Origin of the sequence: Chitinophaga horti (assembly GCF_022867795.2) — a bacterium.
Taxonomy (GTDB): Bacteria; Bacteroidota; Bacteroidia; order Chitinophagales; family Chitinophagaceae; genus Chitinophaga; species Chitinophaga horti.
In genome coordinates this window covers 1,345,207-1,357,163 of the sequence record NZ_CP107006.1, presented here as the reverse complement: position 1 = coordinate 1,357,163, position 11,957 = coordinate 1,345,207, and the positions used below count along the sequence as shown (strand labels likewise).

The window sequence follows — 11,957 nt, the reverse complement described above, 5'->3', positions numbered from 1 at the left end:
ACCGAAGGGGAAGGCAGCGATGTGATGTGCATTAAAATTCCGGCGTTCCGTTCCTGCTGTTGATTCATAATCCTTGGGTTTGATACGGGGTTATTTTCCAATATGATAACAAAATAAAATCTATGCCAGTTGCATGCTGCGGGAGAAAACTGAATAGCGCTGTGGAAACGGTGTGGGGACTTGTGGAGCAGTTGGCGCATGGATTGTGAAAGAATTACTGCAAAGGCGGAACGAAACATTTATTTTTGCCATGTGAATAAAGGGAATGAACAGATGAATGATCCGAAGAAAGCCAGGTGGGCGATCACCTTATTCTTCATTATATCCGGCTTCGGCTACTTTTCCTGGGCCTCCAGGATACCGGATATCCAGCAAAAATTATCCTTGAACGATGCGGAACTGGGCAGCGTGTTATTGGCGCTACCCGTAGGGCTCATGCTTACTTTACCCGTAACCGGAGCGTTGTTGCAGCGCTTCAGCAGCCGGAGCATCATGTTCGCCGGCGCATTGGCCTTTAACCTTATGTTAAGTCTTATCGGCTTTGCCAACGAAACCTGGCAGCTGGTACTTATCCTGTTTGCCTTCGGCAGCTCCCGCAACCTGCTGAACATTTCGATGAACGGCAATTCTGTAGGTGTGCAGGCTTTGTACGACCGATCTATTATTACCACCTTTCACGGCATATGGAGCGTGGCCGGCTTTTCGGCTGTTGGCTTCGGCGCGCTGATGATCTATTTTAAGATCGGACCTTCCTGGCACTTCCTGGGGGTTGGACTGGCGATGGTGCTGCTCGGCTTCTACGCTTTTCCCGGTAGTTTGAAACAACCGCCTGCCCCTACTGGTCGCAAAGGGTTTGCACTGCCCGATAAAACATTGGTAAAGTATGGTTTGATTTCTTTTGGCTCGATGAGCTGCGAGGGTACCATGATCGACTGGAGCGGCATCTATTTTCAGAAAGCCGTGCATGTGTCCGATAACTGGGTGGGCGTTGGCTTCTTTGCCTATACCGTGATGATGGCCGCCGGCAGGTTCGGTGGCGACAAACTGGTGAACCGTTGGGGTGCCGCCCCCATGATCCGTTATAGCGGCATCTTATTGTTCTGCGGATTACTGCTCGCAGCCCTGCTGCCCTACCCTGTTACCGCCAGCCTGGGCTTCATGATGGCCGGACTGGGCGTGAGTTGTGTGGTGCCATTAGTGTTCGCGCTGGGTGGTAAAGCCAGCAAAATGAGTAATGGCGCGTCTATTGCAGCTATATCTACCGTAGGTTATTTCGGCTTTTTACTGGTACCGCCGGCAGTCGGCTTCCTGGCTGAAGCAATCGGGCTGCGCTGGACGTTCGCCATCGTTTCCTGTTTTGGTGTACTCATTGCGGTACTGGTTTCGCAGCTGAAAGAAGAACCTGCCACTACCTAGGTATTTGTCCTTTTTATATATTTACCGTCAACCTGATATCCGCCGACCCTGTAAAGGCTAATGAACTAAATAACTGATGACTACTTATGAACAAACCCGCATGTTTCATTTTTGATTGCGATGGCGTGTTGGTCGATAGCGAAACGATCGGCATCCGCGTATTGCTCGACATGACCGCTGAATATGGCGTAGCCATGGACTTTGAAGAGGCCGTGGGCGAATTTAGCGGCCGCCGGCTGAGAGATGTGCTCAGCGTACTGCAAACGCAGGCTGCCTCCCCGTTCCCGACCGACTTTGAACAGTCGTTCCGTAAGCAGTCGTACGAAGTATTTCAGTCAGAAGTATTACCCGTAGAAGGCATCCGCGAACTGTTGACTTCTTTGAAAGTCCCGTTCTGCGTGGCTTCCAGCGGACCGGTAGAGAAGATCAAATTGAATTTAAGTTTGACAGGACTGCTTCCTTTCTTTACAGACCGCATTTACAGCGGCTACGACATCAATAGCTGGAAACCTGATCCCGGTATTTTCCTGTACGCCGCTAAAGAGATGGGCTTTGCACCAGCAGAGTGCATCGTAGTGGAAGATAGTAAAGCCGGTGTGCAGGCTGGTATTGCCGGTGGATTTTCCGTGTTCGGTTACGCGAAACACTCCGATCCTGTGGCCCTCAAGGCTGAAGGCGCACAGGTATTTTACAGCATGTTCGATTTACCGGGACTGATCGGGATGAAGTAGGTACATTGTTCCTTTCACACCTGTTCTCGGGTAATCGTTATGTTTCGAAGCATTTACCGGGACTGCTCGGGATGAAGCAGGTAGATAGCACCTTTCGCACCTGTCAGCGTGATCGGTGTGTTTGACAGCCTTTACCGGGACTGACCGGGATGAAGCAGGTACACGGCTCCTTTCACGCCTGTGAGCGCGTGATTATTGTGTTTGACAGCCTTTACCGGGATTGACCGGGATGAAGCAGGTACACGGCTCCTTTCACGCCTGTGAGCGCGATTGCGTGATCATTGCCTTCCACTGTTACCTTTTCGGATTTCACATTCGCTTTAAGCGGCGTGGCAGCCCTTACTACCAATGGTTTTCCATCATTATTCACGATGCGTGCGGAGGTGATTTTGCCATCCTTCCATGTGATATCGATCGTCATATTACCACGTGCCTTTAGCCCAGTCACGCGGCCTGACTTCCAGGCGGCGGGCAGTGCGGGCAGCAGGTGTACTTCATAAACACCCGGTGATGGCTGGCGGTGACTTTGCAAGAGCATTTCCGCTATACCGGCCGTACCGGCGAAGTTACCATCGATCTGGAATGGAGGATGCGCGTCGAAGAAGTTAGGATATAACCCACCGGCGCCGTTGCCTGTAGGCGGCATGTAGCGCATCAGCTGGCGTAACAATAAGTAAGCATGATCGCCATCGAGCAGGCGTGCCCAAAAGTTGATCTTCCAGCTTTTGCTCCAGCCGGTACCAGCGTCGCCACGCAGCTCCAGGGTTTTACGGGCAGCGGCGAGTAATTCGGGCTGCGCTGTTGTGATCTGGTAGCCCGGGTGCAGGCCGTATAAGTGCGACACATGGCGATGCTCGGTTTCTGTTTCTTCAAAATCCTTATACCATTCCAACAACTGCCCTTTACGACCGATCCTGAACGGATATAGTTGTTGCAGCTGCGTGTCCAGCTTTGCTACCAGGGCCTTGTCGCGGTTTAATACCTGCGCGGCTTCTTTCAGGTTGCTGAATACATCGCGGATGATAGACATATCCATCGTGGTGGCGATAGAAACACCCTGGCCTTTGCCGTCTTTATCTTTGAACTTATTCTCTGGTGTGGTGGAGGGTGCCGTAACGAGTAGCCCATCTTTATCTTTGATCAGCCAGGAGGAGCTGAATTCCGCCGCACCTTTAATGATCGGGTAGGCATATTCCGCCAGGAACTTTTTATCCCCCGTATACGCATAATGCTCCCAAAGATGCCTGGTGAGCCAGTTGCCGCCCATCGGCCAGTTGGCCCAGGTAGGATCACCGCCGCCGATATCGCCTACTGCATTGGCCTGGCACCAGATGTCGGAGTTATGATTAGCCACCCATCCATCTGCATGATAAAAATCCTTTGCTACACGGGCGCCTACTACAGACAGGCCTTTGAGCCAGGTAAGTAAAGGCTCGTGCATTTCTGTGAGATTCGTGACCTCCGCGGGCCAGTAATTCATTTGTGTATTGATGTTGATAGTGTAGTTAGAGCTCCAGGGTGCCCGTAGTTCCTTGTTCCACATCCCTTGCAGGTTAGCGGGTGGTGAACCGGGGCGTGAGCAGGAGATCAGCAGGTAACGGCCGTATTGAAAGAACAGCGATTCCAGTTCCGGATCAACGGCACCAGCAGTGTAGGCTTTGAGGCGCTCATCGGAGGGTATGTCCCTGGCTGGAGTAGTCGCATCTAACTGCAATTTTACGCGGTTGAAGTATTTGGCAAAGTCTGCCTTATGTGCGGCCGCGATGGTTGCATAACCTTTCTGTACGGCAGCTTTCACCAGTGATAACGTAATGGCCTTTTCATCTTTCCCTTCCGAATCCGGGCATTTATCGTAACCGTTGAAGCTGGTGGCCGCCGCGACGTATAACAGTACCTCAGATGCGTTGCTGATATGAACGCCCAGCGTGTCTGTGAGTACTTTACCACCTTTCGTAACGGCGCGTACGCGCACCTGGTAACGCATGCCATTGCAGCTACCCGGCTCCTCGTAGATCACGTGTTCGCGGTCTTTCGGGTTATAATAACTGGGATCTGCATGCGAAGGTGCTTTACCGCTCATGACCAGTTCATTGCTGCCGTTGGAGGTAATGCGATGGCGCAGTTGACTACCGGCGGCTACATCCAGCGAAAGCGCAGCAGGTTTACTCGCCGTAAGCCTGATGATCATTACATTATCGGGAGCGGAAGTAAATATCTCGCGGGTATATTTGATACCGTTTGCTTCAAAGGTGGTTAGGGCCGTTGCCGTGGCGAAGTCCAGGCTGCGTTTGTAGGCAGTTGCTGTCGCACCATTCAGGGATTGATGCAGTTGCAGATCACCCAGGGGCATGAACGATTCGGTGTACAGGCCTTGCATCTTACGCGTCAGCTGATCTGCCTTCGAATAGTCCTCATTGAATAATGCTTCGCGTATGGGCTGCAGGTAGGAGAAAGCCTCCGGGTTCACCGATTTGCGCAGCGGGCCGCCACTCCATAACGTGCTTTCGTTCAGCTGCAGCAACTCATCTTCCACCCTTCCGAATACCATGGCCCCGATCTTCCCGTTGCCGATGGGCAGCGCTTCTACCCACTCAGAAGCCGGTTTATCGTACCAAAGCCTCAATGGTGACTGTGCTTTTACGGCGGTACTGCCTGTTACGGCAAGCGATATGGTCATCAGTATGCGGAATGTTCTCATAAGCGTTGATTAGCAGCTCAATTTACTTCTTCAACACGTACGATCCTAACACGGGATTGGCTGTGAGTGATGGTATTTTCCCGTTAGTCTTTAGATATTTTATAGCAGGTGAGTAGATGGACAAAAAAGCCCCGTGATGTACGGGGCTTTCGAAGTTATTTTCCTTTTGACCTGAGATCTGCGGTTACGACCTCCAGCATCTCTTTTTGCCAGTCTTTGGTTTTGAATACAATATCCGGTGCTACGCCTTTGCCTTCCAGGGATTTACCTTCGGTGGTCGTGATCTGGCACACGGGTATGTACATCGAAAAGTTCTTCTCCGCCAGCATGTTTACCGGGTTACCACCGCCACCGGTATTCTCGCCAATGATGGTGGCGCGTTTCAACTCTTTCATAACGAAAGCGAAGTATTCTGCCGCAGAAAACGTATTGCCGGAAGTGAGGATGTAGACCGGTTTATCGCCCAGGAACGGTCCACCCGGAAGCGGCGTTACCGTCGGTTCGCTGCGATGCCAGTCGGCCTCGCCCCTGCACTTCTTGATCAGCAAGGTTTCAAAACGTTTGTCCTGCGGTGGAAAAAGGTAATGGTACAGGAAAGTAGATGCATTACCGTTACCGCCGCCATTATGACTGATATCGATGATAATGGCCCTGGTGTTACGCAGGAAGCCCAGCGCATTCTGGGCAGTTTTGTACGCCTCTTCACCGGCAATACATTCGTCCCAACGCAGGTAACCAATGTTACCCGGACGAATAGCGATCTCTTTATAACCAAAATTTCTTTCGCCTGGCGTAGTAGCGCTCACGTTAGGCACCCGCTCCGACAAGGCACCATAATTAGGTCCTACCCAGAAGTGTTTATCGTTCGTTTTGGCCCGCAGGAAGTTCACCACCTCGCGCAGGAACGCGCCGGAAGAATCGATCTGCGAATAAAAGCCCCCGTCCAGCATACGCTTAAGGTCGAGCGACATGGACTTACCGAGTGTGGTATCGAAATAAGTATTTCTCAAACCTTTACGCACCAACGCAATCACTTCCTCCTTTTCGGCCTGGCTTAGCTTTGCGCTGCCGTTCAGATAAGGACGGGCGGTGTTACGCACCTTACTTACCGCACTATCCAATGGCGCGCCGCTTAAGGCGCTCTTCAACGCTTCGTCGTTCTTAATATCGTTAATGTTGAGGAAACCTTTGTCGATGGCTTCGTTCAGGCTGGCGATCGCTTTAGCCTTTTGACCGGTACGGGCATATACGCGTGCATAAGTGAACATTTCCGATGCCGTGGTGGCGACCTTTTGCGCGCGGTGTTCATCAGCGACAGCGGCAGCTTCCTTGTACCTGCCCTGATCGTAGAATGATTCAATATGGCCAGGGATGATAGGCATCGTGCCCTTGCGGCGCTGTGCCTGGAGAGCGGTTGCCGATAACAGCGCGGCAAACGCGAGACAGGTTATTTTCTTCATGGTTTGTCTTGAGATAAATAGGCCGCCAAGATAGCGGATAAACATCGGTTTATCTGCACCGTTCAACAAAAAGTAGTGCTAAACGTTAGCGGTGTTGTAGACTGGGATCGTTTTCTGTAGCCTCTTCCACCCCGTCATTGGTAACGAAGTGAAGCAACCATCATGTGTAATCTTCGCGGTAGTTGCTGACGATCAGCGGCGAGCTGACGATCTTGTCCTGTTATCCAGGTCTGCCGTTACCGCTGCCAGCACTTCCGCATCGCTGCTCGTCGCGGGCAGTGGAATGTCTGGTGCAACGCCGACGCCTTCGACGGTCTTTCCTTTTTTGGTGGCGAAACGGGAAACGGGTACCATCATCACATAATAACCTTCGAACCACGGCCTTACGAGGTTGCCCGCACCGGCCGTGTTTTCACCAATGATGGTTGCTCTTTTCAACTCCTTCAGCGTAAAGGCAAACTGTTCGGCAGCAGACATAGTTTTACCGGAAGTGAGTACGTAGATGGGTTTATCTGTCAGAGAAAGTTTGACATTCGATACCGTGATCGAGTTGCTGGCCCTTCGCCACTTCCGGTCGTGCCGTCCCTTCTGCCACATCATGTCGTGAGGACGTTTGTCTCCGGGCTCGAAAAGGTGATAATAAAAGTAACTGTTTGCGATGATCGCCCCGCCGCCATTCTGCCGGAGGTCGATCACAATAGCGCGGGTGTGACGAAGGAAGTTCAATGCGTAACGGGCGGCCTCGTAGCCGAACATCACATGTTCATCCCACCGGATATAACCAATATTGCCCGGCCAAACCGCAGCCTGGCTAAAACCGAAGTTGCGATCGTTCAACGTCCAGGGCACATCCTTGGAGGTATGCTCGTTCACATCACCGTTGATGCCTACATTAAAATGTTTATCGTTCGACCGTTTGCGAAGAAATTCAGAGAGCGTGTCTATGAATACTTTTGCGTTACTTATACGAGACAGGAAGCCTGTATCGGCCAGCTGTCCGATCTCGTCCGCCATCAGTTTGCCCGCTACCGAATCCACGTACATCTGCTGCAGGTTCCTGCGCACCATGTTTGTAATCAGTTCCTTTTCTGACTTGTCGAGTATGGCAGTGCCATCGCGGTAGGGACGCGTGCGTTCGCGGATCTTATCCAGCGCACTGTCCAGCCGGGGGCCTTTCAAAAAATCATTGATCTCGGTTTTAGTCACGTCGTTGATCTTCCAGAAGCCTTTGTCAATCGCCTGGTGCAGGCAAGCCAGGGCTTTCACAGTATCGGCGTTGGCAGCATAGGCACGGGCGTAAACGACCAGGTCACCATCGCTTACTGTCGTTTTTGTGGCGCGTGTCTCATCTGCCAGTGCAGCGGCTTCTTTGAAATCCCTGTTGAACAACAGTGCGCCGATTTTCATTTCGGGGGTGAAGGGTATACTTTGCTGTGCATAGGTCGCTGTAGCGGAGAGTAGTAAAAAGAGGCAGGTTAAACGTTTCATGGTATGAATGGGTTCTGAGCAAGATAAGCGTATTTAGTCAAATTATTATCTTTACGCATGCTTGCTAAAACTGTACTCATCCTGGGCGCCAATTCCGATGTGGCAAAGGCCGCCCTGCTGCAATACACCCAAAAGGGTTACCACGTCATCGCTGCCTCGCGCAGTACGGACGAACTGCACTCATTCGTTCAACGGGAGGTAAAACAACCGGGCCTGGTGACCGTATTGTACTTCGATGCGGCCGACTTCCGCAGTCATGCCGCTTTCTACACGCAGTTGCCGGAGAAACCACACATCGTCGTGTACGCGGCAGGTTATCTGAAAAATAACGAAGAAGCGCTGCTCGACTGGGAAGGCAGCTTCCGCATGATGCAGGTGCACTATGCAGGCGCCGTATCGATTATCAACCTGATTGCGATGGACCAGACAAACGACCGGCTGGAAAGGATCATCGGCCTATCGTCCCTATCAGGTGTGCGTGGCAGGAAAAGCAACTTTATTTACGGTAGTACCAAATCTGCCTTTACACAATACCTGGCGGGATTACGCCAATACCTTTTCCCAAGACGCATCACCGTCAATGTGATCGTGGCCGGTTACATCCGCAGCAAAATGACCGCCGGACTGGGTTTACCGGAATCATTGATGCTGGAACCGTCGTTCATCGCCAATGCGGTGGTGAATGCAGGCAGCGGGTTCATCATCGTTCCCGGGTTGAAGTGGAAGATGATTTACACGGCATTGAAATACATGCCGGAAAGACTGGTGGCGAAGTTGCCGTAGGTGCCCTTTTCAATATGTTACAACAGCAGCGAATCGATCCTATGCGCCTGCACCATCTGCGTTTGCCCCGACCAGGAGAAGATCGTAAAGTTCCCGTCCTGCGAAGCAACGAGTGCGATGGAATCGTTCTGGTCATGCACGAACTGTGCGGCCGACAAGTGCCTCGTGCCGCCGATGCTTGATGGGTGAATCAGCGAAGGATGCCCGCCTATCACAGGTTCCATCCACAGGACCTGCTCCACTGGTTCCGAGCGGCTTGCACGCATGATCTTCGCGCCGAATGCCAGCAGTTCATGGCGATCGTTGATCAATGTAGCCCCATCTACGGCGGTTAAACCGGTGATGTTATCTACCTCGCGGCGTAAGGCGTTCTGCCAGTAAATCTCACTTACTTTATTACTGTCCTGCCGCAGCAAGTCCGACACGCCCGTGAAAGCCGGCGCGACCTGGTATTGCAACGGATGCACGATCGACTCCTTCCAGGTATCGGTGCCATAGGGCGTTACCAGCAGGATGCCACCGTGCTTGTGGGCACGCATGGATACGGCAATCTGGATCAACACGTTTACAGAATTATTCCAAAGTGCAGAGGCATTGTGCCCCAGCAGGGAGCCCAGCATGGCCGGGGTATCGTTCAATAAGGCACTGGCTTCATCCACCAGTTTCACCTGGTCGCCTTTTAAAACGGCCACGTTGGCAAACTTACCTAAACCGATAATACGACGATGTTTTACGACCAGCAGTCCGGGCTCGGATACGTCCAGTACAAAACAGTAATTCGGTAATTTGATGGTGGTGCCCCAGATGTACAGCTCTCCGTCTTCGTACCACACGCCTACGTATACACCAGCCCTCTCTACTCCTGGCGCCAGTTTTACCAGCACCTTCGGCGAGAGCGGCAGTTTCTTTTCAAACATCAGTGGCCGCCCGGCCTGCGAGGGTTTCAGGAAGGCGAGAGAAATGCGTGGTTCATTGCCTTCCTCTTTGCGCAGACTGGCCCAAAAGGCCACGTCGATCATCGTTTCGATAATCTTTGCTGAGGGTACGGCGGCCAGGTCTTCCTCCCCGTTGTCGGCCGCCAGGGCGATATGCTTTAAAAAGTGATCTTCAACTGTTCCGGCAATTTTGGCCCCGGCCTGGTATGTCGATTCGTTCATCAATTCCATATAACTCGTAATAAAGTGCGGTTGGTTGCACCCGCACTTACGGCAAATTTAATACTTTATCCGCGGGAAAAGGAAGCGCCCGATTCGCTGTGGCAACATGTATCTTTTTCCAGAATTCGACTACGTGGTCCGTAAGCTTTTAATTCTAATGCAAAAAGGCTGCATCGTATTTGATGCAGCCTTTTTCTTTATGCTGTTTTCCGATGAATAATCCGGTAGTACACCCAATACCCAACTGCCATCATCAACCACACCGGCCACAATCCCACCAGGCCAAGCAGTAATACCATCAGCAACTTCCAGCCAGCCAACAGTTTGTAGAGGAACGTTTGCATCAATGGCGCTTCCGTCAACGTTGCGGGGTCGGCCATCATGATTACGTCTGCTCTTTCGGGTTGAAATAAGGCGACGGTGATCGTAGCGTAAGCCACGTTTTCATCGATCTGCATGTTGGCGATCATGCGGTCGATTTGCCGGTCTTTTTCATCGCGGTTTACCTGGTTCATATCGATCGCTTTATCATTCTTTGTTGGTCCGATTTGCGCTACGTCTGCGTTCCGCAGGTTATTGGAGATGTAAGCCAGCGAGGCATCTGTATCTGCCAGTGTGCGATAGTCCATAAACTCGGCCAGTGACGAAAGCGTGTAGATCACGGAGTCCAGGTGTTTAACGGGTACACGCACCTTCAAAGTGGAAGTTGCAGTATATAGCTGTACCCGTTTGAGCGAATCTGTGGAATAACGAACGTCGTTTGATGCCGTATATTCGTTGAGTTGCGTACTTTCTTCCACGACGCCGTCGAGGGAACGAACGAGCTTTTCTACGCGCTCCGAGGTTTGGTGAATGTCTTGTACACGGCAGCGGAAATCGGCCGTGCGCATGCGTTTTCGTTCGGGGGATTTGAGTGAAAGTATATCAGCCGGTTGATTGACCGAAGTTGTATCGGCGGCTCCTTCAAAGTTGCCCGCACGGTGCGGTGCTGCGTTACAGGCAATAAGCAGCCATGTGGGCACGATGGCCCAGTAGTACAAGGTTCTGCGCATAAAGTGGGATTTTACTTTTATGCGCAAGCCGTAAAAAGGTAACCTATCAGAAATGTTAAAATGAAAAAAGGGGCTGTCTCAAAAGTAGTTTGATCGTCATGAGAATCGCGTAAACGAAAAATTTCTCCATCAGGTACCCGTATAAAAACGGGTAGAAATTACTTTTGAGACAGCCCCATCTTTTCGTGTCAGTGGTGGTGTAAACGGTTATTCGTTACTGATGGATGCCTGTTTTTCGGGCACATAAAATTGTATGGCGCCATCTTTCACTTTGATTTCGAACACAACGCCTTTTATATCTTTAATGACTTCATCATCTACATGCGCATGTACGCCCTCCCAGGTGATAGTCAGTTCTTTTGCCTTCAGGATGGAAAAGCTGAAAGGTGTATTGCCATCCCGCAGCTTATCCCACACATAGGTAGCGAACTTTTCACGTTCACTTTCGGCGATCAGTATTACCTCAAATTCTCCATCATTTGTGTTCGCTAAAGGATTCAAATCAAGATTCGGGCCAAGCGAAGGCGTGTTCATTACCTCCACTAATAAAAAGTTGCCGGAGTGGTCCACGCCATCAATTAATATCTGGCAATTCTTGGCTTTATAGTTCTCGATAATGTCGTGCAACACGTGTAATGCGTTATCGATACGCTCCTCCGGCGACACATCTTTTTTGTCTGCCCCATCACGCATATCATTCATCAATTTGGGGAAAACACCAAAGCCGAAACCCTCCAGGAAGTACATGGGACGGTCCAATCCACTGATCTTTCCTACATCGAATTTACGTGTATGCTCTTCATGCCAGGAAGCAATGATATCAGCCTCTTTGCCTGCGATCTCCAGTGACTTACCAATATTATTCGCGGTGCCTTTGGGCAGCAGCGCCATCGGGTATTTCAGGTCGTTTTCGAGCAGTGCCACACTTACTTTCCTCACGGTGCCATCACCGCCGGCTACGATCAGGAAGTCCACTTCCGGATCAATATCTTTCCAGCCCTTTTCTTTTACAGAGGAATAAATACATTTAAAGCCTTTCGATTCGATCAGCTTGATCAGCTTATCTTCTGAGTGTTCTTTGTCCCCGGCTTTGGGGTTATGCAAGAGGTTTACTGTTTTCATGTTTTGAGGCATATGTAACTCAGCAGGTCAAAAAGAGTACCAAAGCAATG

9 protein-coding genes are annotated in these 11,957 nt (G+C 51.1%); 3 read left to right on the top strand and 6 right to left on the bottom strand.

Going from position 1 to position 11,957, the window contains the following annotated elements:
• Window positions 1-252: 252 nt before the first annotated feature.
• On the top strand, window positions 253-1,416 hold the full coding sequence (locus MKQ68_RS05625) for an MFS transporter (protein WP_264282443.1): 1,164 nt from the start codon (window positions 253-255) through the stop codon (window positions 1,414-1,416).
• 86 nt (window positions 1,417-1,502) lie between these two features.
• Window positions 1,503-2,147: an HAD-IA family hydrolase gene (locus MKQ68_RS05620; RefSeq protein WP_264282442.1), complete on the top strand. Its 645-nt coding sequence runs from the start codon at window positions 1,503-1,505 to the stop codon at window positions 2,145-2,147.
• 211 nt (window positions 2,148-2,358) lie between these two features.
• Here the strand turns inward: MKQ68_RS05620 and MKQ68_RS05615 are convergent, their stop codons facing one another.
• The 3 genes from MKQ68_RS05615 to MKQ68_RS05605 all read right to left on the bottom strand — a co-directional run bounded on the left by MKQ68_RS05615 (window position 2,359) and on the right by MKQ68_RS05605 (window position 7,793).
• Window positions 2,359-4,845 carry a glycoside hydrolase family 95 protein gene (locus MKQ68_RS05615; RefSeq protein ID WP_264282441.1) on the bottom strand — a complete coding sequence of 829 codons (2,487 nt, stop codon included), beginning with the start codon at window positions 4,843-4,845 and terminating at the stop codon, window positions 2,359-2,361.
• Between the two features lie 155 nt (window positions 4,846-5,000).
• Window positions 5,001-6,305: a S41 family peptidase gene (locus tag MKQ68_RS05610; protein ID WP_264282440.1), complete on the bottom strand. Its 1,305-nt coding sequence runs from the start codon at window positions 6,303-6,305 to the stop codon at window positions 5,001-5,003.
• Between the two features lie 192 nt (window positions 6,306-6,497).
• On the bottom strand, window positions 6,498-7,793 hold the full coding sequence (locus MKQ68_RS05605) for a S41 family peptidase (RefSeq protein WP_264282439.1): 1,296 nt from the start codon (window positions 7,791-7,793) through the stop codon (window positions 6,498-6,500).
• 57 nt (window positions 7,794-7,850) lie between these two features.
• Between MKQ68_RS05605 and MKQ68_RS05600 the strand changes: the two genes are divergently transcribed.
• Window positions 7,851-8,576: an SDR family NAD(P)-dependent oxidoreductase gene (locus tag MKQ68_RS05600; RefSeq protein ID WP_264282438.1), complete on the top strand. Its 726-nt coding sequence runs from the start codon at window positions 7,851-7,853 to the stop codon at window positions 8,574-8,576.
• Between the two features lie 17 nt (window positions 8,577-8,593).
• On the opposite strand, the gene MKQ68_RS05595 is transcribed toward MKQ68_RS05600, so the two are convergent.
• From MKQ68_RS05595 to MKQ68_RS05585, 3 genes are all read right to left on the bottom strand, one after another.
• Entirely contained in the window at window positions 8,594-9,733 is a 1,140-nt protein-coding gene (locus MKQ68_RS05595; RefSeq protein WP_264282437.1) for a putative sensor domain DACNV-containing protein, read from the bottom strand.
• Window positions 9,734-9,930: 197 nt separating this feature from the next.
• Entirely contained in the window at window positions 9,931-10,785 is an 855-nt protein-coding gene (locus MKQ68_RS05590; RefSeq protein ID WP_264282436.1) for a DUF4349 domain-containing protein, read from the bottom strand.
• A gap of 207 nt (window positions 10,786-10,992) precedes the next feature.
• Entirely contained in the window at window positions 10,993-11,907 is a 915-nt protein-coding gene (locus tag MKQ68_RS05585) for a diacylglycerol/lipid kinase family protein (protein ID WP_264282435.1), read from the bottom strand.
• Window positions 11,908-11,957 lie beyond the last annotated feature (50 nt).